Origin of the sequence: Pseudomonas sp. Sample_22, from assembly GCF_004307635.1 — a bacterium.
Lineage (GTDB): Bacteria > Pseudomonadota > Gammaproteobacteria > Pseudomonadales > Pseudomonadaceae > Aquipseudomonas.
In genome coordinates this window covers 11,965-35,584 of sequence record NZ_RCNY01000034.1, presented here as the reverse complement: position 1 = coordinate 35,584, position 23,620 = coordinate 11,965, and the positions used below count along the sequence as shown (strand labels likewise).

General features: G+C 59.5%; 23 protein-coding genes. 11 read left to right on the top strand and 12 right to left on the bottom strand.

The window, feature by feature from the left end; translation table 11 throughout:
* Positions 1-64: 64 nt before the first annotated feature.
* From D8U73_RS09660 to D8U73_RS09620, 9 genes are all read right to left on the bottom strand, one after another.
* Positions 65-1,588 (bottom strand): amino acid permease, encoded by a 1,524-nt coding sequence (locus tag D8U73_RS09660; RefSeq protein WP_130904343.1) that lies wholly within the window; start codon positions 1,586-1,588, stop codon positions 65-67.
* 122 nt (positions 1,589-1,710) lie between these two features.
* Entirely contained in the window at positions 1,711-2,733 is a 1,023-nt protein-coding gene (locus D8U73_RS09655) for a DUF3445 domain-containing protein (RefSeq protein WP_130904342.1), read from the bottom strand.
* Between the two features lie 17 nt (positions 2,734-2,750).
* The gene (locus D8U73_RS09650) at positions 2,751-3,719 is read right to left on the bottom strand and encodes a PDR/VanB family oxidoreductase (RefSeq protein ID WP_130904341.1); all 969 of its coding nucleotides are present in this window, start codon (positions 3,717-3,719) and stop codon (positions 2,751-2,753) included.
* Entirely contained in the window at positions 3,716-4,321 is a 606-nt protein-coding gene (locus D8U73_RS09645) for a dimethylamine monooxygenase subunit DmmA family protein (RefSeq protein ID WP_130904340.1), read from the bottom strand. Before D8U73_RS09645 ends, D8U73_RS09650 begins: the two co-directional genes overlap by 4 nt.
* A 246-nt stretch (positions 4,322-4,567) precedes the next feature.
* Positions 4,568-6,004 (bottom strand): sigma 54-interacting transcriptional regulator, encoded by a 1,437-nt coding sequence (locus tag D8U73_RS09640; RefSeq protein WP_130904339.1) that lies wholly within the window; start codon positions 6,002-6,004, stop codon positions 4,568-4,570.
* On the bottom strand, positions 6,001-7,131 hold the full coding sequence (locus tag D8U73_RS09635; protein WP_130904338.1) for a PAS domain-containing protein: 1,131 nt from the start codon (positions 7,129-7,131) through the stop codon (positions 6,001-6,003). The genes D8U73_RS09640 and D8U73_RS09635 overlap by 4 nt, the downstream gene beginning before the upstream one ends.
* Positions 7,132-7,744: 613 nt before the next feature.
* Positions 7,745-8,164, bottom strand: coding sequence for an organic hydroperoxide resistance protein (locus D8U73_RS09630; RefSeq protein ID WP_056853431.1), 420 nt, complete (start codon positions 8,162-8,164; stop codon positions 7,745-7,747).
* Between the two features lie 151 nt (positions 8,165-8,315).
* A complete protein-coding gene (locus tag D8U73_RS09625) occupies positions 8,316-8,534 on the bottom strand; it encodes a PLD nuclease N-terminal domain-containing protein (RefSeq protein WP_056853432.1) in 219 nt (72 codons plus the stop codon).
* 121 nt (positions 8,535-8,655) lie between these two features.
* On the bottom strand, positions 8,656-11,103 hold the full coding sequence (locus tag D8U73_RS09620; RefSeq protein WP_130904337.1) for a TonB-dependent receptor: 2,448 nt from the start codon (positions 11,101-11,103) through the stop codon (positions 8,656-8,658).
* A 6-nt stretch (positions 11,104-11,109) separates the two neighbouring features.
* Between D8U73_RS09620 and D8U73_RS09615 the strand changes: the two genes are divergently transcribed.
* Both D8U73_RS09615 and D8U73_RS09610 read left to right on the top strand, forming a co-directional pair.
* Positions 11,110-11,304 (top strand): hypothetical protein, encoded by a 195-nt coding sequence (locus D8U73_RS09615; protein WP_130904336.1) that lies wholly within the window; start codon positions 11,110-11,112, stop codon positions 11,302-11,304.
* A 61-nt stretch (positions 11,305-11,365) separates the two neighbouring features.
* On the top strand, positions 11,366-11,833 hold the full coding sequence (locus D8U73_RS09610) for a cupin domain-containing protein (protein ID WP_056853435.1): 468 nt from the start codon (positions 11,366-11,368) through the stop codon (positions 11,831-11,833).
* A gap of 14 nt (positions 11,834-11,847) precedes the next feature.
* On the opposite strand, the gene D8U73_RS09605 is transcribed toward D8U73_RS09610, so the two are convergent.
* Positions 11,848-13,260 (bottom strand): MFS transporter, encoded by a 1,413-nt coding sequence (locus D8U73_RS09605; RefSeq protein WP_130904335.1) that lies wholly within the window; start codon positions 13,258-13,260, stop codon positions 11,848-11,850.
* Between the two features lie 131 nt (positions 13,261-13,391).
* On the opposite strand from D8U73_RS09605, the gene D8U73_RS09600 reads away from it, so the two are divergent.
* From D8U73_RS09600 to D8U73_RS09575, 6 genes are all read left to right on the top strand, one after another.
* On the top strand, positions 13,392-14,282 hold the full coding sequence (locus D8U73_RS09600; RefSeq protein ID WP_130904334.1) for a LysR family transcriptional regulator: 891 nt from the start codon (positions 13,392-13,394) through the stop codon (positions 14,280-14,282).
* 482 nt (positions 14,283-14,764) lie between these two features.
* Positions 14,765-16,162: a diguanylate cyclase gene (locus D8U73_RS09595; RefSeq protein WP_130904333.1), complete on the top strand. Its 1,398-nt coding sequence runs from the start codon at positions 14,765-14,767 to the stop codon at positions 16,160-16,162.
* Positions 16,163-16,170: 8 nt separating this feature from the next.
* A complete protein-coding gene (locus D8U73_RS09590; protein ID WP_241668508.1) occupies positions 16,171-17,487 on the top strand; it encodes a glycosyltransferase in 1,317 nt (438 codons plus the stop codon).
* Position 17,488: 1 nt separating this feature from the next.
* A complete protein-coding gene (locus tag D8U73_RS09585) occupies positions 17,489-18,307 on the top strand; it encodes a hypothetical protein (RefSeq protein ID WP_130904331.1) in 819 nt (272 codons plus the stop codon).
* Between the two features lie 6 nt (positions 18,308-18,313).
* Positions 18,314-19,429 carry a biotin/lipoyl-binding protein gene (locus D8U73_RS09580; RefSeq protein WP_130904330.1) on the top strand — a complete coding sequence of 372 codons (1,116 nt, stop codon included), beginning with the start codon at positions 18,314-18,316 and terminating at the stop codon, positions 19,427-19,429.
* Between the two features lie 3 nt (positions 19,430-19,432).
* On the top strand, positions 19,433-20,377 hold the full coding sequence (locus D8U73_RS09575) for an NAD-dependent epimerase/dehydratase family protein (protein ID WP_130904329.1): 945 nt from the start codon (positions 19,433-19,435) through the stop codon (positions 20,375-20,377).
* Here D8U73_RS09575 and D8U73_RS09570 read toward each other — a convergent pair.
* On the bottom strand, positions 20,349-20,609 hold the full coding sequence (locus tag D8U73_RS09570) for a hypothetical protein (protein WP_056853443.1): 261 nt from the start codon (positions 20,607-20,609) through the stop codon (positions 20,349-20,351). The two genes, D8U73_RS09575 and D8U73_RS09570, sit on opposite strands and share 29 nt — an antisense overlap.
* 378 nt (positions 20,610-20,987) lie before the next feature.
* On the opposite strand from D8U73_RS09570, the gene D8U73_RS09565 reads away from it, so the two are divergent.
* Both D8U73_RS09565 and D8U73_RS09560 read left to right on the top strand, forming a co-directional pair.
* Positions 20,988-22,052 (top strand): hypothetical protein, encoded by a 1,065-nt coding sequence (locus tag D8U73_RS09565; RefSeq protein ID WP_130904328.1) that lies wholly within the window; start codon positions 20,988-20,990, stop codon positions 22,050-22,052.
* 16 nt (positions 22,053-22,068) lie between these two features.
* On the top strand, positions 22,069-22,422 hold the full coding sequence (locus tag D8U73_RS09560) for a DUF1428 domain-containing protein (RefSeq protein WP_056853445.1): 354 nt from the start codon (positions 22,069-22,071) through the stop codon (positions 22,420-22,422).
* Between the two features lie 15 nt (positions 22,423-22,437).
* Here D8U73_RS09560 and D8U73_RS09555 read toward each other — a convergent pair whose 3' ends face one another.
* The gene (locus D8U73_RS09555; RefSeq protein WP_056853446.1) at positions 22,438-22,632 is read right to left on the bottom strand and encodes a hypothetical protein; all 195 of its coding nucleotides are present in this window, start codon (positions 22,630-22,632) and stop codon (positions 22,438-22,440) included.
* A 109-nt stretch (positions 22,633-22,741) separates the two neighbouring features.
* On the opposite strand from D8U73_RS09555, the gene thpR reads away from it, so the two are divergent.
* Positions 22,742-23,281, top strand: a complete 540-nt coding sequence (thpR, locus tag D8U73_RS09550) for an RNA 2',3'-cyclic phosphodiesterase (RefSeq protein WP_056853447.1) — start codon at positions 22,742-22,744, stop codon at positions 23,279-23,281.
* The last annotated feature ends 339 nt before the right edge of the window (positions 23,282-23,620 follow it).

Below are 23,620 nucleotides of genomic sequence, written 5' to 3'. Positions count from 1 at the left end.
CGGCCCCATCGCTGGCAAGCCAGCTCCCACAGGAATTCGGTTCCCACATTGGGAAATGGGGTTGTCAGTTACCGACCACGACTCTTTTCGACGCTTTGGTCTGTGGTTTCGAGAACTTCCACGCATCACCCGCCGGTGCCGTGCCTTTGTCGTAAGGCTTGCCCAGCAGCATGTAGACCAGACCGGCACCCATCACCACCAGGGTGGTCAGGATCATTGAATAGTTGATGTACCACGGCGCATCCGGCGAGCGCGGCCAGACCATGTTGATGATCGCGCAAACGCCATAAATCAGCGCGGCCAGGTTGATCCACAAGCCCCAGGCACCGAGGGTGAATTGACCATTCGGGCGCCAGCCCTTGGCGCGGGCGATCAACGCGGCGACCACGATCAGCTGGAACGCCACGTAAATACCGATGGCCGCAAAGCCGACAATGGTGGCCACGGCGTCGGCCATGAACATGCCCAGGCAGACAATCGCCGCCGGCACCAGGCCGCTGACCAGCAGCGCGAACGATGGCACATGGTTTGCCGACAGACGCTTGAACAGCGAACTGCCGACGATCATTTCGTCCCGGGCATAGGCGAACAGCAACCGGCTGGCGGCCGCTTGCAGGCTCAACACGCAGGAAATGAACGAAACCATCACCACCGCCATCACCAGGCGCGAACCCACGGGGCCAAACGCGTTGGCCAGGATGGTCGCGACCGGGTCGGTGTCTTCGCCGGCCAAAACCTTGGCCATGTCCGGAACCGAAAGGATCAGCGCCAGGCAAGCGAACATCGCCGCCGCGCCACCGATGTAAATGGTCATGCGCATGGCTTTGGGAATGCGTTTGCCCGGGTTCGGGGTTTCTTCGGCGACATCGCCGCAAGCCTCGAAGCCGTAGTACTGGAACAGACCGGCCAGGGACGCCGCGAGGAACGCCGGCAAGTACGAACCATTGACCTCAAGGTTGAAGGTGTCAAACAGCACGCTGAACGGTTGATGACGCTCGAAGATCAGCAGATAGCCACCGACGAGAATCGCTCCGACCAGCTCGCAGAGAAAGCCGAACATCGCCACCTGCGCCAGCAACTTTGTGCCCACCAGGTTCAACGCGGTGGACAGCAGGATGATTGCCAGGGCGATGTAGATGTTGGCCTCGGGACCGGGGCTGAAGCCCAGCATGATCGCCAGATACGGCCCGGCCCCCACCGCGACCCCGGCGATAGTGGCGCACAAGGCCCAGGCATACACCCAGCCGACCATCCACGCCCAGCGCTTGCCCACCAGGCGACGGGCCCAAGGGTAAACACCGCCGGAAATCGGGAACTGCGAAACCACTTCACCAAAAATCAGGCACACCAGCATCTGCCCGGCACCGATCAACAGGTAAGACCAGAACATTGGCGGGCCGCCGGCAGCCAGGCACAAACCGAACAGGGTGTAGACGCCGACGACGGGCGACAAGTAGGTAAAGCCCAGGGAAAAGTTCTCCCACAGACTCATGCTGCGGTTGAAATCGGAGCTGTAGCCGAGGGCGCGCAGTTGTTCCGCGTCCTGGTCGACGCTGCTGCTTGCACGCGTGTTAGATGAGCCACTCATGTTATTTCCTCATTATCAATGGCAGTGGATTGCGGGTACTCGATCCTGTGGGAGCCAGCCTGCTGGCGATGGGGCCCTCACGACCGCCATCGCCAGCAGGCTGGCTCCCACAGGGGATTGCGTCAGGCTTTGGCTTCGTCGTCGTATTGGGACAGCCACTCCACCGCCGCGTCGCGGTAACGGCTGAACCCCTTGTAGTCGACCAGTTGCTGATTCAAGTCGCGCAACACGCGGTGCATGCGCCGGGCCCACGCCGGGTTGGTGGCGATGTCTTCGAGGCTCAACAGGTAGGTGCGAATCGGAAAGACAATGGCGTTACTGCGTGGCAGGCGATGCAGCGGTTGCAGTTCAATGCGCAGATACACCAGCTTGCCGGCGTTTTCGGCGGTGACGATGGTTCGGTCGGGTGCCCATTCCGGCAGGCTTTCAGCCGACACTTCCAGACGCGGGTTGACCGTCAGCGACCAGTTCAGGCGTCGCACCGGGTGGCCGATACGCAGGCGCAGCAGGAATTTCAGGGCACGGTCGAGCATGCCGATTTCCTTCACCAGCGGTACCGGACCGTGGAATTCTTCCCAGCTCATGCCGAGGTTGAAACGCAGCGAATAGTCGGCACGCTGAGTGGCGATGCCGGCACCCCAGTACAACGTGCCGTCGCGTTCTTCCTGCAAGACCCAGTCGCCCTGAGCCTGACGGGTCACGTATTCCATTGGCTCATAGGGCAGGGTGGTCGGGTCGCCAAAGGTGAAACGGTCGTCGATGCCCAGCAGCCGGTTGGTCCAGTGCCACTGGCGACCGTCGCGCTCCAGGTTGAAGTATTGCGGGTAATCCCGGGCATAGGACTCCATGATCAATTCCAGAAGGTCCCATTGCGCCTCCATCATGTGCGGTGCCGAGACATAGTGCATGCCCGGGTCTTTCTCCAGGGTGATGGCGCGATCGCGGCACTCGCTGATGTAGTGCTCGTCGATATCGAATGCGGCGCGGAATGCACCGTCGCCCACCGAGACATGCGGTTCGAGGTTCATCGAATACATGTATTCGTCATCGGGAAACGGGAAGGGCGCGCGCGCGATGGTTTCCGGGCTGTTGGCGAAGGTGTAGTCGTCGCGGTAGGTTTCGTCGGGATTGAATTTTATGTTCATTGTTTTTTCTCCGTCGATCAGAGGTCGATGACCAGGCGATTGCATTTGGCGCGGGATACGCAGGGCATGATTTTCTTGCCACTGGTCTTGTCGTCGTCGGACAGCCAGTCGTCGCTGTGCAGCAGTTCGCCGTCGAGTTCCAGCACGGGTGTTTCACAATGCCCACAGGCCCCGCCACGACACAGGTAAGGCATGCTGAAGCCCGCGGCTTCGACCGCTTCGAGCATGGTCTGGTCGGGTGAGACCTCGATGGTCGTGCCGCTGCGGCCGAGGGTGAAGCTGAAGGCTTCGCCGCCGTTGCTTTGTTCCAGAAAACGTTCGAAGTGCACATGGCTGTCGGTCCAGCCAAGGTCGCGAGCGCACGCCAGGGTGGCATCGATCATGCTGTCCGGGCCGCACACGTAGACGTGACTTCCCAACGCACGGTCGGCCAGAATCTTGCCGATTTCCATGCGCGATTCGACACCCTTGCGGTACAGATGCACCTGCTGGCCATAGATGGCCTTTAACTCTTCGCCCAATTGCGCATGTTCTTCGCCACGCACTGCGTAATGCAGCTCGAACGGCACCTTGCTCAGGCGCAATTCTTCCAATTGCGAAATCACCGGGGTAATGCCGACACCGCCGGCGATGAACAAATGCAGGCGCGCCTGTTTGATCAACGGGAAGAGATTGACTGGCGGAGTCACCTCGATCATGTCCCCTTCGTTCACCGAATCGTGCAGCGCGACCGAACCGCCGCGACCGCTGTCCACCCGACGCACGGCAATCTGGTAGCTGCTGGTGTCGTAGGGCGAGCTCAGGAGCGAGTAGGGGTTGCGCAGGGTGTTGCTCTGATTGGCGATCAACACCACGACGTGACTGCCACCGGAGAACGCCGGCAAGTGCGCGCCGGTCGGCGAGACCAGGGTGAAGCGTTTGATTTCCGGGGTCACCGCTTCGATGCGGGCCACACGCAGATTCAAAGTCCCATTGTTCTGGCTCATGTATCGAGCTCCTCGGCAGGGGGTAGTTCGCCCGGTACTTCGGCGTCGGCCTTGACCGCCTGGAACGCCGCCAGGCGCCGGGAATAGTGATCGCGCACCACCAGCGTCAGGCCACAGCCGGGGCAGTCGTAGACACGTTGGGTGACGTTTTCGGTATAGGTGTCGCAGTGCACGCACCAGACCCGGCGCACGAGGGTGCCGGAGTGCTCGCGCAGGACTTCGTCGCGGTTGAGGTCGAAATGCGTGGCCACTTGCATGGCGCTGCCGAGGAAACTTTCCGATCCGGCCAGATACAGGCGGGTGCCCATGCGGGCATCGGCGAGCAGCGTCTTGAGCGCGTCGATCAACGCTGGATTCGTCTCAAAGACCTGCAGTGGCAGGTCGGGGTGGCGCTGCTGCAAAGGTGCGAGGAAGTCCTGCCCGGAAAACGACTCGCGGGAATACAGCAAGGTAATGGGGCAATCCAGCTCCACCAGCTCGTCCAGCAAACGCAACATGGCACGACCGCCGCTGCCTTGCCCGGCAACGATATGGCGCCTGCCTCCCGGTAATGGTTGCAACCGGTCATAGACCGGTCGGCTTTTGATCCCGGTGATCAACATTCTTATTATTCCTCCTGGCTAGCGAGCCGGCGTTTGGAAGCCGGCTGCGATGCAAAGCCCAACGATGGTGGGTTGCAGATAGCAGGAGCACAGGTCGTGCCAAGTGATTAACTTGTTGAAATATAAGGAAGTATTATTTTTGCTGGACTGCGATGCAGGCAAAAGTAAGCAGATGTGTATGCGTTTTTGCAGCGGCTGGAGGAGTGCCGGACAGCGCACAATCCCCGTGGAACCGCCTGACGGCGGTCAATCGCGCTGCAACTTGCGAATCAGCGTGCCGATGTCGATGCCCAGGTGCTGCGCCGCCTTGCGTTTGCTGCCACACAGGTCCACGGCCTGGAGGATCACTTGGCGTTCGAACTGTTGAACCTGAAGCTTGAGGTTTTGCTCCGGGTTGTCTTGCGCCTCGACCTCCACGGAGGAAGGGCTCTGTTGCTGCGGCGATCGCTGCGGTTCCAGCAGCTCGGCTGGCAGGTGATGTTCCTGCGCTTCATCGTCGGCAAGCACCGCCAGCCGCTCGAAGATGTTCACCAGTTCACGAATATTGCCGGGGAAGTCGTAGCTCATCAGACGCTTGCGGCAGCCGCTCGACAGGCTCAGCGACGGCTCGCGGTCGCCATTGATGCGACTCAGGAGAATATCGATCAGGAACGGCAAGTCATCCCGGTGCTGACGCAGCGGCGGAATTTCAACCGGCAGCACGGCGAGGCGATAGTAAAGGTCGGCACGAAATTCGCCGATGCTCACCAGATGGCGCAGGTCTTTGTTGGTAGCGGCGATGACCTGCACCTGTACGGTCTTGCTCAGGGGCGAGCCGACTGACTGGATGGTGCTGTCTTCCAGAAACTTCAGGAGCTTGGCCTGCACATGCAGGGGGATTTCGCCGATCTCGTCGAGAAACAATGTCCCACCCGAGGCCGCCTCGATATAGCCCTGCTTGCCGCCCTGCAAGGCGCCGGTAAAGGCGCCGCGCTCGTAGCCGAACATCTCCGATTCGAACAGGCTCTCGGGAATGCTCCCGCAATTGACGTGAATGAACGGCCGGTCACCCCAACCGGCCGCCCGATGAATATGCCGGGCGATGGCGGTCTTGCCGACCCCCGGTTCACCCAGCAGCAACAACCGTGCGCGCCGGCGAAAAGCGCGCACGCCGGTATCGGCGATGCTCGACAGTTGAGGGGAAAGATGCAGGGCATTGTCCTGAGGATCTCGTAGGCCCTGGGGTTCTACCGGTCGGCCGCCAAGGGCGGCTCGCCGCTGTGGCTGGCTGCCGTCGAAGTCTTTCTGGGTCAACATGCGGAAGGGTTTTTCGTAAGCCCCCGTGGGGATCGCATGCGTGCTGCTGAGCAGCACGCGACCTTCCCGCGAGCGGGTCAACGCGCTGTTGCCACCACGATTCAATGCAGCCAGCAAATCGTCGTAGTTCAACGCCGAACGCTGGAAGAAATCACTTTCCGACAGCCCGACGGCTTGCTGTTTGGAGAGCCGGTTGACCCGTTCGGCGGCCAGATTGAGAAAGCGCACCTGGCCTTCGCCGTCCGTCACGATCAGCGCTTCGCTGAAGCTGTCGAGCAAGGCGTGCAGCGCTGGAGTTTGCAGCAGTGCACCGAGCACTTCAGTGCTGACATTGACCGAAGAACGCATGCCCATCTGCATGGTTGGAGGCAGGTTGGTATCTTTCATGGGTGCAACTCTTCGGTGCGGCGAACGCCCTGGCTTTGGCGGAACACCGCCACCCGCCAGGCCACGCCTTCACGGATCAGGATGCGCGAACAATGCACATTGAAGTGCCGTTCGCGCCCGCCAAGGCCCGGCAGGGGCAGGCTGTGCCAAGTGCGCTCGGGCAGGGCGTTATCCAGCAACAATCGAGCGATGCCGGCACCTTGGGTGATCCCGAAGGTTTCTTCGAAGGCTGCGTTACGCCATTGCGGTTGCAGGTGTTCATCGATCACCAGCACCGCGTCAGGCACCGCATCGAATACCCGGCGCAGGGCATCGATGCGTTGCTCGGCGTCGTGCTGCATGCGCAGTTCCTGGCTGACGTCGCGAATACTGCCCCACATCCGTAACAGCTGGCCGTTGACGATGGTCGCCCGAACATCGTTTTCCACGTAGGCGGGCGAACCGTCATGGCGACGGTCCACCGACAGTGCGCAATCGACGGTGAATCCGGCTTCGATCAAACGCCGCACGAACTCTTCGTTGGCCGGGCTGCGCGGCCAGTACAGTCGCACGGGTTGCTGGTTGAAATCGACATCGGACGGCATCTCGTAGACATCGGCCATTGCCCGGTTGCACAGGCGCCAATGGGAGTCGTTTTCGAATACCTGGCGGACGATTTCATCCGGGGAATTGTTGATGTCCACCGCCTCGGCGAACTCGATGCACCAGTAGGCGACCTTGGCGCTCTGCAGCATCTGGCTCATCACCTCATTGGCGTTGTGCATTTCCCGTAGCCGATGGCCCAGCACGCCGAGCGGGATTTTCAACAGATGAAGACGTGCCGGTTGCACTGTCCGCCATTCCAGCAAGCCGCTGGCAATCACGTGCAACAGCCCGCCGTTGCGGCGAATCAGGGTCAATTCCAGGCTTTGGACCTGTTCATCGGCCGGTGGGTTGGCAAACAGCGAATGCACAGCACGCATCGAGTCGACGCTAAAGATGCGTTCGATCGGCTGGTCGAGCAGTTCCTCGGGTGCATAACCCAATTGATCGCTCAGGCTGGCGGAAAGGTTGAGCAGGTGCCCGTCGGCACTCAGGGTACTGGCAAGAGGCTGGGCTTTTCTGGCCAGCAAATTCAGGATATCCATCGATGAGTCGGCTCACTCTGGTTTATGGGGTTCCTGGATGAAAAACCACAGGCAATAACAGGAGGGCATTTCGCATGCCAACTCGAAAGCCTGCGAACAGGGAGCAAAGCAACAAGGTACTTTGTCGACTGCTGCGATATTGCAGCGAAATGTGCATTTATGCAGCGCATGAGTCGAGCTTAATGCGCGAAGATCGTAGGCGGTAGGCATTCCGATGAGTGACGTATGGGCATAGCATTTTTCAATCCAGCGGTATTTGCCACAGGATGAAATCGGTCTAAAAACAGCAACCCACACTTGTAGTGCTTTGCTACTCTGAAGGTGTAGGTGAAAACGCAGACTGATGCGCAAGCGGATAGCGAGGACGCGTGGGGCGCGCTCCGAAGGGTACACGGTTAGAAAGATCTCCGCGCTGAGATCCAGCCCTTATGCCGTGTGAAGCAGGGCAGCGCAAATAGCTGTTTCTGTGGGAGTCCTGATAAACCTCGTAAGCCAGAGACCAGCACTGGCCACCTACTTGGCTCTCGAAGCCGACTTGTGCAGCTGCGAACAAGCAGTTCGCCAAGATCAAATGCCCCGCCTGCCGGGGCATTTGTTTGTCTGCACTATTGCATCAAACCAGATTGATCGTCACGTCGATGTTGCCACGGGTTGCCTTGGAATACGGGCAAGTCTGGTGGGCAGCGTCCACCAATGTGCGGGCCAGTGTTGGCTCAACACCTGGCAGGCTGACGTTGAGACGCGCCTGGAGGAAAAACGCGTTATCGGTCTTGCCCAGATCGATTTCGGTCGCGACGCTGACGTCAGCCGGCAAGCTGACCTTCAACGCCGCCGCGGCTTTGCCCAGCGCACCGATAAAACAGGCCGACCAACCGGCACCCAGCAATTGCTCCGGATTGGTGCCACTGCCGGAAGAGCCCGGCGGGGAGAGCTTGATGTCCAGGCGCCCGTCGTCACTACGCGACTCGCCTTGGCGACCGCCGGTGGTGACAGTCTTGCCGGTGTACAGCACGGTATCGATTTGATTGATCATGAAGTGGCTCCTGCGGGGGTTGAACGGCGACCCGCGCACTTTTTCACTTTCATGTACACCGTATGTGTCCTGGGCACGCGATTGTGTATCGCTGTGTAGTTTCCCTGGCCTCGAATACAGATCGATACAAATCCCTTCCTGAGCGCCTCAGTTATTGTCGGGCCTGCGCCGATTGCCGGTTGTGGACGATCTGCTTCGGCCCGGCCAAAGCCCAGGCAATCAGTCCCAGCAACGGCACAAACACAATCACCACCATCCACACACCCCTGGTGCTCGCCTTGCCCTCGCTCTTGCGTAGCCGATTGATCGCCCACAATTCAATAATCAATAGCACTGCCGCGAGTACGATCCACGTTGGTTCGAAATGCATGTGTCACCTCCTGATGGTTAAACGGTTAGGTGAACATGGACCGGCAGGGTTCATTAAATTTTGCGGATTGCTACGACGATCAAGTCCTTCCGATTGCCGCAGCCGAGGGGCGAAAGGTCCTTCAGAAATCCACCGTCGCCGACAATTTCAGCGTCCTGGGCTCACCTTGAGTCAGGTAGTTGTTGGCGGTCGAAGCCGACGACCAGTACGCCTTGTTCGCAACGTTTTCGACGTTGGCGCGCAAGGTGATGTATTTGTCGTCGGCCGTGAAGCCGAAGCGGGCGCCGAGGTCGACGCGGGTCCAGGCCGGGATGCTCAGGCTGTTCGCCGCGTTGACGTATTCGCCGCCGGTGCGCAGCATGCGAGCGTTGAGCGCCGCGCCTTGAATGCCCGGCACGTCCCAATCGGCGCCGAGGTTGTACTGGAAACGTGGCACGCCAGCGGCGCGGTTCCCGTCGTTGAGACCGTTGGAGGTTTTCTTCTGTTCGGTGTCCATCCAGGTCGCCCCCGCAAGCACGCGCAAGCCGTCCAGCGGTTCGCCGAACACATTCAGTTCTACGCCTTTGTTCACTTGCTCGCCGTCGACGCTGAAGGTCGGCAAGCGGTTGCCGGTGACGGTCGAGGTCGAACTGTTCGGCATCTCGATGCGGTACACGCCCAGCGTCGCGCCGAAGCTGTTCCAGTCCAGTTTCACCCCGGCTTCCGTCTGCTTGCTGCGGTTGGGAGCGAACACTTCATTGGGGTTGGTCACGCCGGTGGACGGCGAGGTCGGGCCTTGTTGCAGGCCTTCGATGCGGTTGGCGTAGAACGACACATGCTCCCACGGCTTGATCACCAGACCGTAGACCGGCGTGGTGATCGATTCTTCGTAATTGGCCGTACGCGCACCGCTGGTGGTGTTCCATGCGTCGACTTCGAGGGTCTGCCGACGCACGCCGAGGGTTAGCAGAATGCGGTCGTCGATGAACCCCAAGGTGTCGGACACCGCTGCACTCTTGACCCGGTTCTTGCCGACAATGCGCGGATCATGGATATCACTGCCGAAATAAGTGTTGGTCGGGCGCGGCACCTGTACCGGGTTGTACAGATTGCCGTTGACGCGGTTGGCCACCAGGATCGCCTCGAATGCCGAACGTTGCTCGCCCCAGGTGCCGGACAAGCCGACGTTCATCTGATGCGAGACCGGGCCAGTGTTGAAGTGGCCGTTCAAACCGGCAATCGCGCTTTTGTTGTCTTCGTCGTGGGGTGAATAGAGAAAGCCGACTTTACCGCTGCCGTCGTTGGCGACGTACAACGACGAATACTGGCCGTTTTCCCGGGTGTGCTTGGCACCTCCACCGGCGTAGGCCGTCCAGTTGTCGTTGAGGTCGTATTCGCCGTTGACCATGCCGTAGGTGTCTTCGAGTTCCGACCAGGTCCAGTCCTGGGCATAGTTGTCCTTGGCCGATGGCGCGTGCGGGACTTTGGTGCCGGTCGGGTAGACCACCGAGCGCCCGTTGTTGATGCGCTGCTTCTGATAGCCAAGGTCGGTGGAGACGCGCAGACGCTCGCCGCGATAATCCAGGCCCAAGGCGATCAACTGGGAATGCTCGCTTTCATCGTCCACGGCAGTATCGCCGCCGTGCTGGGCGAGGTTGACCCGCGCGCCGAAACGGTTGTCATCACCGAAGCGCTGGCCGAGGTCGATGTGCCCACCGACCTGGCTGTCACTGGCGTAATCGAGGCTTGCGCTGCGGGTGGGAGTGTCCTGCGCGCGCTTGGGCACCAGGTTGACGCTGCCGCCAATACCGCTGCCGCCTGGCGCCACACCGTTGATGAACGCATTCGGGCCTTTGAACAGCTCGACCCGTTCCAGCGCTTCGGTGGTGATGATCTGCCGGGGCAGAACGCCGTACAGGCCATTGAACGAAATGTCGTCCGTGGTCAGTGGCAGGCCGCGAATGGTAAACACCTGAGAAAAGTTGCCAAAACCTGCGGACTGGCGCACCGACGCATCGTTGAGCAGCACGTCACCGACGGTTCGCGCTTGCTGGTCCTCGATGGTCTTGGCGGTGAAGCTGACCACGCTGAACGGCACGTCATTGATATCGCGATTGCCCAGCACCCCCAGGCGCGCTGAGCGGGCGAGCTGGCCACCGGCATAAGTGTCGGCTTCGCTTGCCACGCCACTGACCGTGGTGGCGCCCAATTCCAGCGCTGCGCCGCTGTTGACCTGGGGTGCCACGGTGTAGCTGTCGGCGCCGGTGGCAATCAGCGAATAGCCACTGCCTTGCAGTAAACGGGAAAAACCGGACGGTACGGTGTAATCGCCTTGTAGGCCCTGGCTGTTCTTATCTTTCAGCAAATCGGCGTCGAACGACAACAACACCCCCGACTGCGCTGCGAACTGTGCCAACACGCTGGACAGTGGCCCGGCGCCGATGGCGTAAGTGTGGGACGTAGCGCTTTGGCTGGTTTCGGCAGCCCAGAGGCGGTGTGCGGGGGCGATGGTGGACAGGGCAATGGCCAGGCTCAGCAGATTCATGGGGAGCCGGTGTTTGCAGCGGTTCGAAAGCGGTCGGGATGTCATTCGGCAATGCCTGCGCAAGCAAAGGAAAAAGGAAACTTTCCCAACACACCGAACGGCCGCGAAAAAGGTATCAACCCCTTGGAAAATATTTTCGCAAAAGACGCGACGCATGTATCTGAACGTATCTCCATCGCCAACCATTACTTGCGCATACAAAAACCGCACCGCGTGACACGCCAGCGATACACGCAAGTCGCCTAATGGAGCAGCCTCACAACGGCACCCCGCGCATTTTTCATCCCGCGCTCATTGGAGAATTGCGATGTCCCGAAATAACAAAACCAACGCCGCCAGCCTGCTCGGCGCCGCTATTGTCGCCGCAGCACTCACCGCGTTCAGCGGTCTGTCTCAGGCCCAGGAAAACAAGGCAACCGCCGACGCCGGCCAGGCCCCTGCCAAGAGCTGGCAGACAGGCATCAAGCGTACCGATCTGGTGCGTCACGACCTGGATGTAGAAGGGCGAGAAGTGATCCAGGTGCTCGTCGACTTCGAACCGGGCGTGGTCTCGCCAAAACACTCGCATCCCGGAGTCGAAGTCGCCCACGTCATTGCAGGGACATTCGAATACGAAATCGAAGGTCAGCCTAACGTCACGCTCAAGGCCGGTGACTCACTGTACATTCCCGCCGGCGCCGCTCATGTCGCGAAGAACGTCGGCAAGGACAAGGCTTCGGAACTGGCGACCTACATCGTCAAGAAAGACACGCCTTTGTTGAAACTGGAAAAATAAACGTCAAGGCTTGTTCAACGCTGATCACGCTTTGTGATCAGCGTGCAGCTGCCCGCTGCGATCAGGCCCGCCAGGCCAATCAGGCCCAGCGCGACAGTAAAGGTCACACGCAGGCCCCTGGCAATCGCCTCTGGCTGCGCAGTGGTGATGTCGACCGTTGCCGAGGCCATGGCGAATACCGCACCCATCACCGAAGCCCCAGTGATCAGCCCCAGATTCCGCGACAGGTTGAGCAGGCCGGACACCACGCCCCGTTGATCTGCCTGGACCTCGGCCATGACCATCGTGTTGTTGGCGGTCTGGAACACCGCGTAGCCCAGCGTGATCACCACCAGCGGCGCCATGTAGCCCCCCATACCCAGGCTGCTCGGCAGTATCGATAACAGGAAACAACCGAGGGCAACGGCGATCAGTCCGACGAGTGTCATGCGCCGGGCACCGAAGCGGTCGGCAATGTATCCGGCGGGAACGCCCGTCAACGCGGCAACCAACGGCCCCACCGACAACACCAGCCCGACCCCGACAGCGCTCAACCCGAGCGACTGCGACAGATAGAATGGCCCCACCACCAAGGTGCTCATCAGAACCGTTGTCACCAACAGGCTCATGATCAGGCTGCCACTCAATTGTGCGTCGCGGAACATCGCCACTTGCACCAGCGGCGCAGCAACGCGCGCTTGGACCCATGCGAACAAACCGACCCCCAGGCATGCCGCCAGCAGCAGGGCAAGATTGAGCATGCCGAAATGACCGCGACCAAGGGTCATGGCCAGCGCGTAGGCGCCGAGGGTCAAGGCCAGTATCAAGGTGCCCAGCGGATCGAAAGTCGCGGGTCTGGCCGATGGCCGATCCTCAGGCAAGTAGCGCAGGGCAAGCAGCAAGGTCAGCAAGCCCAGAGGGACGGTGATCAGGAATATCGCCCGCCAGCCGAAACTGCCGATCAACAGACCACCCAGCGACGGCCCCAGCGCCGTGCCGATGGCCGACATCGTTCCCAGCAGGCCCATGGCGCTACCGGTCTTTTCTTTGCCGACGGTCTCGCTGACACAAGCCAATGTCAGTGCCATCATGATCGCCGCGCCAAGCCCTTGAAGCGCTCGCGCGCCAATCAGCCATTCAAGACCTGGCGCCAGGCCGCACAGGGCTGACGCAAGCGTGAAAACGCCAATTCCGCCTAGCAGCAAACGACGCCGTCCGATGAGGTCACCCAAGCGCCCGACGCTGACGATCAGCGTGGTAATCGCCAGCAGATAGGCGAGAACGATCCATTGCACTTGTTGAAAAGATGCTGTGAATACCTCGGCTAACGTCGGCAAACCCACGTTGGCGATGCTGGTACCCAAGGAAGACAGCAGCATTGATGATGACAGGCTGAGCAGTGCCCATTTGACCGACAGAGCGGGTAGGCCGACTGATGTAGTTTCCATGCCGTATCTCTTTGTGGCGGCTCCCGATTGGAGCTACCGCCAATCTACGTTCGCGCCTAACATGGCGGAAGACGCACGGCTTGCACTTAATACGTGCGCCTGACGCCACTTCACTCAGTTACGGTGCGATCATGTCCGGTTCCGACTTCAACTTGCTGCTTACCCTCGATGTCCTGCTCAGCGAAGGCAGCGTCGCTCGGGCCGCCAAGCGCCTGCGCCTGAGTCCGTCGGCGATGAGTCGGGCGCTGGCGCGTTTGCGCGAAACCATGGGCGATCCGCTGCTGGTTCGGGCCGGGCGTGGCCTGGTGCCAACGCCGCGGGCGCTGGCACTGCGCGAGCATGTCAGGGAATTGGTGCAGCAGGCAGAAGCGGTGCTACGCCCGGCCGAGCAACCGGACCTGAGCTGTCTAAAGCGCACCTTCAGCTTGCGCACCAGCGAAGGCTTCGTCGAAAACTTCGGCGCCGCGCTGATCGCCCGAGTCACCGAACAGGCACCGGGCATACGTTTGTGCTTCGTCAGTAAACCCGACAAGGACAGCACTTCACTGCGCAACGGCACGGTCGACCTGGAAACCGGCGTGGTGGGTAAAACCGCCAGCCCGGAGCTGTTGACCCAAGGCTTGTTCCGCGACCGATTCATCGGGGTGGTACGTGAGGGGCACCCATTGAGCAAAGGCTCCATCACCCCCGAGCGCTACGCAGCGGGTCAACACATCAGCGTGTCCCGCCGCGGTCTCGAAAACGGCCCGATCGATGAAGCACTGCACCTCCTGGCATTGCAGCGACGCGCCGTGACCATCGTGGCCGGATTCTCGACGGCATTGGCATTGGCGCGATCTTCGGATCTGATCGCAAGCGTGCCGGAGCGACACACCAGCGCGGCGCGAGTCGGGATGTACAGCTTTGCGCTGCCGCTTTCCCTTGCGCACTTTTCCGTCGCCATGTTCTGGCACCCCCGACAGGACGCCGACCCCGTGCATCAGTGGTTACGTGGATGCCTTCGGGAGGTTTGCACACAATAAAGTTTCATGTGTACGTTCGTGAAACAATCACTGTTTCAGGTATGTAACAGTTATGCGACTCGGAATATTCAGGCAATAAAAAGTTGGCGGTACGTTATAAATGATCCTGAACTTGTCGGTCATTGTGAGGTATTGCCAACAATTGTTATTTGGATCCGTTTTTTTTGTGAATGAAAGTTGATTGCAAATACGTTAGGTGGCGTGATGCTATTAGTTGGTGGCAATTAACCAGTAGTCATGAGGTGGATGGATTAATGTTTTGATGTGATCGCAAGCCTTTGATTAATATAATAAATAAACTTGTTGGTGTGCTGGCTATGCATATTATCGGATATTTAAAAACATTATGCGATCTCGGAAGGTTCGTTGCGCAAACAAGATAAAAAAATAACTTCACAATAAAAGCACACGCTTTTCTAATGCGATGCTAGTGTTGGTACCCTCCGTTCACCCCGCTGGCTTTTCTGAAGAGGACGTGCGTCATGCCCACTCAAAACCCGCGGATTGCGATACTCGGTAATAGAGCTCCCGGATTGAACCTTCCCGAGCTTGAGCACTTTACCGATCTCGGCAGTCTGTTGGCTGCAGTCGCATTTGATGTCGTCCTGTTGGACATGCCCGCCGCCTACGCAGCAAAAGTTCTTCGCAAACTGCGCTCGACCGAGCCCTATCGCTACACGCTCATCTACTGTTGTCGCGACCAGGATGCCTGGTGTGAAGCCCTGGGTGACGGAGCGTGCCCGGTTGAGTCCAGCGAAATAAAAACGCTTTGGGCGAACTGGCTGGAGCGCTTCCGGCTTTTCAAGCAGGGATCGGGGCAGGAGCGTTTCGAAAGTCGGGTGTTGACCTGGCTGTGGCTGCGTGACAACGCCCAGGTGTACGCCCTGCGAGACCCACAGGTGCCTCAGCATTACCGTTATCCGTTGCTGGATGCCCTGGCGGATAACGAACCGATCAACCCGTTTGTCTGGCTCGGTTTGATGGTGCAGCAGGAATGGCTGGAGGAGGGCGTACTGATCGACCGCGTCCGGTTGTGCTCGGACTGCGGTTCGGGGCGGCTCAATTACATCGACGTCTGTGCCGAATGTCATGCCATGGACATATCACGGCAACCGTCATTGCATTGCTTTACCTGCGGGCATGTCGGGCCTCAGGAATCATTTCTCAAGGATGGCGTGCTGTTGTGCCCCAATTGTCTGAACCGCTTGCGTCACATCGGTAGCGATTACGACCGTCCGATGGAGAACTACCGCTGCCGCTCGTGCCAGGCGTTTTTTGTCGATGCCGAAGTGCAAGCGCGTTGCCTGGATTGCGGGTTGTCGCACACGCCCGACAAACTGCGGGTGCGAGAAGTCCGGGATTTTCGCTTGGCCGAAGCGGGGCGGTTTCGTTGCCGGCAGGAATTCAGCGAGCGTTCGTCTCGGCACTTTGGCAGGCTCAACCTGCTGGGCGGCAAGGACTTCTTTGATCTGCTGAACTGGCAGATCCAGATCGTTCGCCGCTATTCGAACCCGGCTTTTTCCTTGATCGGCCTGCGTTTTGTCAACCTGGCCGGCACGTTGACGCGCCTGGGTGAACAGCGTGGCCATGCGTTCATCGACAGTGTCGCCGATCGTCTGCAGGAGTCGGTCAGGGAAACGGATCGCTGCTCTCGAAGCACCGAAGAGTTTTTCTGGATCATGTTGCCCAATACTGACGAAAAGGGGCTGGAATCGGTCAAGCAGCGTCTCGGCCGGGTCGCCGAGCTGTTTTCCGCGCCGGAAATCAGTGACGTGTCCTTACGGTTGGTCAGCATCACCGCACCCAAGGAGCTCCTCGATCAGGAAGATGGTGAACTGCTGCTGGCCCGACTGGCCGGCGAATTGGGTGATGCGAGATGAGCCCATTCATGGAGCAACTTTACAGCCTGCTCAGTGCCTTGATGGGAGCGGACGGGTTGAGCCGATTGTTTTACATGCTGTTCCCCCTGTTTCTGATGTTCGAATTGCCGTTGATGGTCATGGTGATGCTCGGTGTGCTGCGCTGGTTCACTCGTCGGCGCACGCGCGTGCCCAAGACCAGTGTCTATCGACCCCGGGTCTCTTGCATCATTACCTGCTACAGCGAAGGCCTTGATGTACAAACCACACTGTTGAGCCTGTGCGAACAGACCTACCCCGGCCATATCGAGATGATTCCGGTGGTCGACGGCGCCACGGTCAATCAAGCGACGCTCAGCGCCGTACGCGGTTTCAAGGTCGATGCGTATCTGTACCCCAGGCGCCATTTGCGACCTATCGCCAAATGGCAGCGGGGCGGACGGGTATCTTCATTGAACGCCGGCCTGTCACTGGCCAGCGGGGACATTGTCATGGCCCTCGATGGCGATACGTCCTTTGACAACAACATGGTCAGCTCCATCGTGCGGCACTTCGAGGACCCTTCGGTGCCGGCGGTTGCCGGTAGCCTGCGGGTGCGCAACGTCTGGTCATCATGGGTGACCGCGATGCAGGCGCTGGAGTACCTGTTGTCCATCCACATGTCGAAAATCGGTTTGTCGGAATGGAATCTGGTCAACAACGTCTCGGGGGCCTTCGGTGCGTTTCGCCGCAGCTTCCTGGTGAAAATCGGTGGCTGGAACACGCATACCGCCGAAGACCTGGACCTGACGTTGCGGATCAAGAGCTACTTCAAGCGCCACAACCTGAGAATCCCGTTCGAGCCTGAAGCAATCGGCCACACCGATGCACCCAAGACCCTTCGCGAGTTTCTGATGCAGCGCCTGCGCTGGGACGGCGACCTGTACTTTCTCTATATCAGAAAGCACAACCACAACATCGACCCCAAGTTGCTGGGCTGGCGCACCTTTCTGATGATCCTGCTCACGGGCTTCTTTTTCCAGCTGGTGCTGCCTTTCCTGATCCTCACCTACACCTTGGTCGCGTTGTTCGTTCTGCCGGGCAAGACGTTGCTGATTCTGTTCGTGATGGTTTACCTGTTGTACCTGATGATCACTTCGATATTGTTCCTGGCCATGTTGGTGATGGTCTCGGACCGGCCCCGCAAGGACATCACCTTGGGGGTGCTGGTGCCGGTCTTTCCGCTGTTCATGCTGATACTGCGCTGTTGGAGCGCCGTGGCAATGCTCAATGAAATGTTTCGTCGCGGACACGAAGAAAGCTCGATGGCGCCGTGGTGGGTACTTAAACGGGCTACGAGGTTTTGATATGCGATCGATTCTGCTCGCCATGACGCTGCTGATTGCGCCGCAAGTGGTGCACGCTGCACCTTCGCAGTGGTCCCAGGCCAGTTACGTCTGGGACAGCGAAGCCTTGCTCGATCCCGAGCATCGGGGGGCTGAACTTGCGGCATTGCGCAAGGCCGGTATGGACAAGATTTACCTGGGCCTCAAGGCCGCCCAGATCAAGGACCTTGGCACCACGCGTGAACAACTGGAGCAATTACTGCAGCAAGCGACCGGAGCAGGGATGCAGATCAGCGTGTTGCTTGGCGATCCGGAATGGATAAAGCCTGAGGGGCGTCATCAGCTCAGCGATTTACTGGCAAAACTCGACGGCCTTTCCTTCACCAGCCTGCATCTCGACCTGGAGGTCGAGCAACTGGGCGTACCGGTGCCTGACCAGCGTTTGAAAGACTGGCTCGACACTTTGCGCCTGGCGGCCCGCGAAAGCCCTTGGCCGGTGGAAATTTCCAGCCACCCCCGCTGGTTTGGCGACACGAAACCCGGAGAAACCTGTGTGCCCTGTGGGCTTCCCGAAGCGGGTGTGCGCCAGGTCAGCCTGATGATCTACACCCGCAACCCGAAAAACAGTGCGCAACGAGCAGAGGCTATCGCCAAACGCTGGCCCGATCTGCAATTTCGCCTGGCGCAAAGTACGGAGCCGCAACTGGATTCCACCGAATCCTGGGCCGGTGCATCGACTGAACAGTTGCAACACCAGGCCAGTGTCTGGCGCGAGCAACTGCAACCTCAAGGGATTGCCGGAATTGACTGGCAAGCCTGGCGAGACTTTCCAAAACGGTGAGCCGTCATGAAGATTCGTTTCGATAGTCGCAAAGAATTGAGCCCTACTCAGGAACAAGGCTTGACGGTGCTTTACGCACCGGGCAAACGCATGGCGTTCCGGGTGCGCTGGTATCTGATTCTGTTATTGGTGGCGAGCCCCTTGATCTGGCTGGGTGGCAAGCTGGTTTACGGGATGTGGATGATCGACGCGCCGGCGCAATTGCGCCTGCCGATTCTTGAGGTCCGAGCGCGGGATGCCGGGCGGGTCGAGCAATTGTTCGTCAAGGCGGGGGAGCAGGTGCGGATCGACCAGCCGCTGGTTAACCTCGACAACCCCGAATGGCGTGCGCGGCTGGCGCAACTTGCGGCCATACCGGCCGATACGATGCGCTTGAGCAATGCCAAGCTGGGTGGCCGCGAACGTCAATTGCTCAGGACCCGTATCGCCCGCGCGGAAGACCGCGTGAAGGTGCTTGAAGAGCTCGTGGTACGCGGCGCGGTTTCCCGGGGAGAGGTGTTGTCCGCCCAGTCCGAACTCGACAGTTTCAGGGCCGATCTGCTGGCGTTCGAACGACGCGAGCAACAGGCCAGTCAATCGCCCTTGAGTGATGAGCGAGATAAGGCACAGCGCAGTGCCGAGCAAGCATGGTTGCAGACGCGGCTTGCCGCGCTGCCGGTCGCGGCCGCGCAGAGCGGACGGGTGGCAGAAGTTTTGGTCAACCCTGGGGAAAACGTCGGCGCCGGCACCTTGCTGATGCGCATCGAGCAATTGGAAGATCCGCTGCTGTGGATTTATCTGGAGCCACTGAACATCAGCTACGCCGCCATTGGTCAGCCGTTGCGTGTACGCATGCCGGACGGCGAGTGGTTGACCGCCCACGTGGTTCAGGCGGTGGACAGCGCCGGACGTACGCCGACGGTGTTGCGCGGGCCGTTTGCCGCCAGCGAAATGGGCCTGCAGGTTGCCGCGCGGTTTGATCAGCCTCTATCGCCACGCTGGCGAATCGATCAATTGCCATTGAATGTGCGCTTTCCCACTGACTGGAAAAAAATGCTCACTGACGGCCGTGAATTCATCGATGAAATAGGCGATTTCATCGCCATGGTTCGTCCCTCCGCCACCGAGCAAGAGAGAGAATAAGTCATGACTGAGCGAATTCTTGTGACGGGAGGGGCCGGCTTCATTGGCTCGCACCTGGTCGAAGCGCTGCTTGAAAAAGGCTATGGCGTGCGTGTTCTGGATGATCTATCCACGGGCAAATTATCTAACCTGCCGATTGATCGCTGCCATTTGACCCTGGTAGTGGGGGACGTCGCCGACGGGCCGACAGTGGCGAGGGCGATGAAAGATTGCAGCGCGGTGGTGCATCTGGCCGCGGTAGCTTCAGTGCAAGCATCGGTAGACGACCCGGTTGCGACCCATCAAAGTAATTTTGTCGGCACCTTGAACATTTGTGAGGCGATGCGCCAGGAAGGGGTAAAGAGGGTGGTTTTTGCCTCCAGTGCGGCGATCTATGGCAATAATGGCGAAGGCACCGCGATCACCGAGGACACTGCGAAAGAACCGCTGACCCCCTATGCCGCCGACAAACTGGCCAGCGAACACTTTCTGGATTTCTATCGTCGTCAACATCATCTTGAGCCGGTCATTCTGCGATTTTTCAATGTCTATGGTCCGCGCCAGGACCCTTCGTCGCCTTACTCCGGCGTGATCAGTATTTTCAGCGAGCGGGCGCAAAAAAAACTCCCGATCACCGTTTACGGCGATGGGGAGCAAACACGGGATTTCGTTTACGTAGACGACCTGGTCAAGATCCTCGTACAGGCTGTCGGTGATGTTCAACCCGGCAGTGACCCAGTCAATGTCGGGTTCAACCGTTCCACCAGCGTTAATGATCTGGCGTCGATGCTAGGCGAATTGCTCGGGCAGCCACTGACGTTGAACTACGACAAGCCGCGCAGCGGTGACATCAAGCATTCGCGCGCCGACAACAGCCGACTGCTCAAGCGGTTTGCCATGGCCCCGCCGACCGGTTTCGCCGAGGGACTGGGACAATTGCTCAAAAGTATTGATGGCGACGGGCGTTAGCGGCGACTTCGGTCGCCAGCAAATGCTCGGCCAACACATCGTTGAGAAAGCGGAACTGATCGTTGAGCCCCACCACTTCGTTGTTGAAATGATTGCCGGCAGCTGGAATCAGCAAGTCTTCGAATTTTTCGTCGAACATCAGTGTCAACACCTTACGGGACTCGAATTGCTGCGAGTAGTAGTTGTTGCCGAACACCGGGAAGCTCACGGCCAGGGTGACTTCGTTGATCATGACGTGCGCTCCTCGGAGAGAACGAACCAGGCGAATACGCTCAACGTGGAGGCCGTCAGGGCCAGACAGGTCAGGAGATGGATCAGCATGATTCGAACCTCCGCTTCAGGGTTTCGTGTGGGGTTGAAACTGATCCTACGCTGACGGTTTTGGAGCGGAAGGCATTCGTGGCGATGGTGAGTATCGATGGCAGTGATGGTCGGGCTTCGCCAGCAGGCTGGCTGCCACAGTAGTCCCTTGCAGGAGCCAGCCTGCTGTCGATGAAGGCATTAAGAACAACATCAACAACCAGCGGGCAAGGACTGCCACCTATACTCAAATCAAGGGTTTTTGAGCGTCGGGCATTTGGTTTGGCGCAGACTTTAGGGAACCGCGATCTTGAATCGGCGCTCGCTGATCGTCGTCATGCTGCTGCTGTTGGCGGGATGCGCCACAGCTCCGCGTGCGCCGGTGGAAGTGCCGCAGGTCATGATCTCGCCAAGTACCTGGCAACAAGTCGATCAGGAAATCGTCAGCGCATCGCAATCCGCCACCGAACAAACCAGAATCTACGCCCGTGGCGCCATGGATTACTGGCGCACGCGGGTCTATCAGTTGACCGAAGAAAACTTCATCCCCTGGTTCAGCAGCTATTGGACCCAGGAATGGCTGTCGATGAAGGTCAGTTGGTACACCATCAGCGCCAAGGGCGAGCGGGACACCTCGGAAAAGCGCCTGGCCGCTTACTTGCTGGAGAAATACCAGGAAAAGGTACTGGCTCCAGTGGCGGTGGAGATTGATCCGGACGCGATTCTCAGTCTGGCGTCGGCGTTTTACGTCGACATCCTCAGGGAAGAGTTGCAGAAAATCTCCCAGCGCCACGGCGTGCCGATGGCTCAACTCAATGGCCGGATCCAGAAAGTCCCGGCGATAGCCCTCGGGCCGCCATCGGCCCGGGATGCTTCGCTGTATCAGATCGTTCACGCCGAGACGTTGAACTCGCTGCCGGCCTATGCCGCGCTCATCGACAAGGTACACAAGGCCGGTGGCGAGAAAGGCGTCGATTCGACCGACACCGCCATGGCGCCGGTTGCCAAGCGTGCCAGTCAGCGAATCGAGGCGGAAATGGCCCCTCGCGGTGCGGCCAGTGCCGTGGCGGCGGCGGCGGGAAAACTCGCCGGTGGCTTGATTACCGTCGGTGTAGCGGGGATACGTGCGTTGATCCAGGCCAGCGACCGGCCGGACAGCGAGGCGCTGATTCGCAGCAGTCTGGGCAACACCTTCGACAAGGCCTGGACGAAGATGGTGCAAAGCCCGACCAGTGGCGTGATGGCCGGGACGTTGTACATGGCGGGGCAGATCGAAGGCAATCTGGCGCAAAGTGCGCAACCGCCGGTCGGTGTCAGCGTGGGAACTGTCGATTGGAGTCCGACCGAATCGACTAACCAGCAGATCAACCCATGAAGCAAGGAGATGACTCATGTCTTACATCGATGGTTTTGTCGCGGCGGTGCCTACCGCCAATCGCGAGCAATACAAAAAACACGCCGAAATCGCTGCGGCGGTTTTCAAGGAAAATGGCGCCTTGAGTGTGGTCGAATGCTGGGGCGAAGACGTGCCGCAAGGCACCGTCACCTCTTTTCCGATGGCGGTGAAACTCAAGGAAGGCGAAACCGTGGCATTCGGCTGGATCGTCTGGCCGGACAAGGACACCCGCAATGCCGGCATGGACAAAATGATGCAAGACCCGCGCATGAAACCGGACGTCAATCCGATGCCGTTCGATGGTCAAAGAATGATTTACGGTGGATTTGAACAGCTGCTTGAAGCCTGACAGCGTAACGCAGGATCACTCTGCCGCCGGGGTGATCCTGCAACTCTTGCGCCCGCGGATTTCATCGTCCGTCGGCCGTTCACGAATGAACTCGAAACGCGGTTCGCCTTCGCTGTAATGCACCAGCCAGCCCCATTCCAACTCGAATTCGTCCTGCCCGGGCTTGGGTGGTGCGGCCCACCATGGTTCTTTGCTGAGGATCTGACGCATGGCCGCTTCCTGATGGTTCGCTTGCTTGAACTATAACGTGCATGCCGTCATGCGCCAGAAACGGCCCGTCGGTTGTAGACTCAAGTGAGCCAGCCAGAGATCCCCCTGCATGAATGACGAATCCCGTGAGCCGTTCAAACGGCTGTTCTTTGCCTTGGACTGCGCGCCGGCACAACGCAAGGCCATCGCCCAATGGCGTGGCGCATTGCAATTGAGGAGTGGACGCCCGGTGCCGGCGGAGAACTTTCACCTGACCCTGAAATTTCTCGGTTCGATCGATAACGCGCGAATCGCTGATATTTGTGAGGCAGCCGCATCTGTGCGCACATCGGGCGCGCGACTGACGGTGGTGCTCGACCGATTGGATGTCTGGCGCAGGGCAGGGGCGCTGGTACTGGCGCCGGAACAGCCACCGCCGGCATTGTTGCGCCTGGTGTATGACCTGGAACAGGCCTTGTTGCCCTTTGGCCTGGAAGACGCCCCCCGGGAATTTCGCCCGCACCTGACCTTGGCCCGCGACTTTCGCGCACCCCTGCCCGAGGCCGTCACGGCGCCGGAATTTTTCCTGCGCGCCGATCGCTTCATCCTGTTCGAATCCCACAAGGGCCGCTATCGGGCACTGGCCGAATGGCCTCTGGGCACTGCTTGATCCCAAACAAAAAAAGGCGCCCGAGGGCGCCAAACTTCACCTTAACCGAGGAGCCAGGTGAGCGATGCAGCGGTGGTAAGGCGCTGCATGAAGGTAAACCTCGATCGTTATTTCCTTGATCATTCCCACGCTCCGCGTGGGAATGTAGCCTGGGACGCTCCGCGTCCCTCGCCAGAGCTGGAACGCAGAGCGTCCCTTGAGGCGTGCCCACGCAGAGCGTGGGAACGATCCTCACTCCGCGCCGTTATTTGATCGTTCCCACGCTCCGCGTGGGAATGTAGCCCGGGACGCTCCGCGTCCCTCGCCAGAGCTGGAACGCAGAGCGTCCCTTGAGGCGTG

Bases quoted from the DNA above. Each gene is read 5' to 3' on its own strand.
- D8U73_RS09645 (WP_130904340.1), bottom strand. From the start codon at position 4,321: ATGTTGATCACCGGGATCAAAAGCCGACCGGTCTATGACCGGTTGCAA.
- D8U73_RS09575 (WP_130904329.1), top strand. From the start codon at position 19,433: ATGACTGAGCGAATTCTTGTGACGGGAGGGGCCGGCTTCATTGGCTCG.
- D8U73_RS09615 (WP_130904336.1), top strand. From the start codon at position 11,110: ATGCCTGCGCAAGCAAAGGAAAAAGGAAACTTTCCCAACACACCGAAC.
- D8U73_RS09590 (WP_241668508.1), top strand. From the start codon at position 16,171: ATGGAGCAACTTTACAGCCTGCTCAGTGCCTTGATGGGAGCGGACGGG.
- thpR (WP_056853447.1), top strand. From the start codon at position 22,742: ATGAATGACGAATCCCGTGAGCCGTTCAAACGGCTGTTCTTTGCCTTG.
- D8U73_RS09620 (WP_130904337.1), bottom strand. From the start codon at position 11,103: ATGACATCCCGACCGCTTTCGAACCGCTGCAAACACCGGCTCCCCATG.
- D8U73_RS09595 (WP_130904333.1), top strand. From the start codon at position 14,765: ATGCCCACTCAAAACCCGCGGATTGCGATACTCGGTAATAGAGCTCCC.
- D8U73_RS09600 (WP_130904334.1), top strand. From the start codon at position 13,392: ATGTCCGGTTCCGACTTCAACTTGCTGCTTACCCTCGATGTCCTGCTC.
- D8U73_RS09580 (WP_130904330.1), top strand. From the start codon at position 18,314: ATGAAGATTCGTTTCGATAGTCGCAAAGAATTGAGCCCTACTCAGGAA.
- D8U73_RS09635 (WP_130904338.1), bottom strand. From the start codon at position 7,131: ATGGATATCCTGAATTTGCTGGCCAGAAAAGCCCAGCCTCTTGCCAGT.
- D8U73_RS09625 (WP_056853432.1), bottom strand. From the start codon at position 8,534: ATGCATTTCGAACCAACGTGGATCGTACTCGCGGCAGTGCTATTGATT.
- D8U73_RS09650 (WP_130904341.1), bottom strand. From the start codon at position 3,719: ATGAGCCAGAACAATGGGACTTTGAATCTGCGTGTGGCCCGCATCGAA.
- D8U73_RS09555 (WP_056853446.1), bottom strand. From the start codon at position 22,632: ATGCGTCAGATCCTCAGCAAAGAACCATGGTGGGCCGCACCACCCAAG.
- D8U73_RS09630 (WP_056853431.1), bottom strand. From the start codon at position 8,164: ATGATCAATCAAATCGATACCGTGCTGTACACCGGCAAGACTGTCACC.
- D8U73_RS09570 (WP_056853443.1), bottom strand. From the start codon at position 20,609: ATGATCAACGAAGTCACCCTGGCCGTGAGCTTCCCGGTGTTCGGCAAC.
- D8U73_RS09655 (WP_130904342.1), bottom strand. From the start codon at position 2,733: ATGAACATAAAATTCAATCCCGACGAAACCTACCGCGACGACTACACC.
- D8U73_RS09585 (WP_130904331.1), top strand. From the start codon at position 17,489: ATGCGATCGATTCTGCTCGCCATGACGCTGCTGATTGCGCCGCAAGTG.
- D8U73_RS09640 (WP_130904339.1), bottom strand. From the start codon at position 6,004: ATGAAAGATACCAACCTGCCTCCAACCATGCAGATGGGCATGCGTTCT.
- D8U73_RS09610 (WP_056853435.1), top strand. From the start codon at position 11,366: ATGTCCCGAAATAACAAAACCAACGCCGCCAGCCTGCTCGGCGCCGCT.
- D8U73_RS09560 (WP_056853445.1), top strand. From the start codon at position 22,069: ATGTCTTACATCGATGGTTTTGTCGCGGCGGTGCCTACCGCCAATCGC.
- D8U73_RS09660 (WP_130904343.1), bottom strand. From the start codon at position 1,588: ATGAGTGGCTCATCTAACACGCGTGCAAGCAGCAGCGTCGACCAGGAC.
- D8U73_RS09605 (WP_130904335.1), bottom strand. From the start codon at position 13,260: ATGGAAACTACATCAGTCGGCCTACCCGCTCTGTCGGTCAAATGGGCA.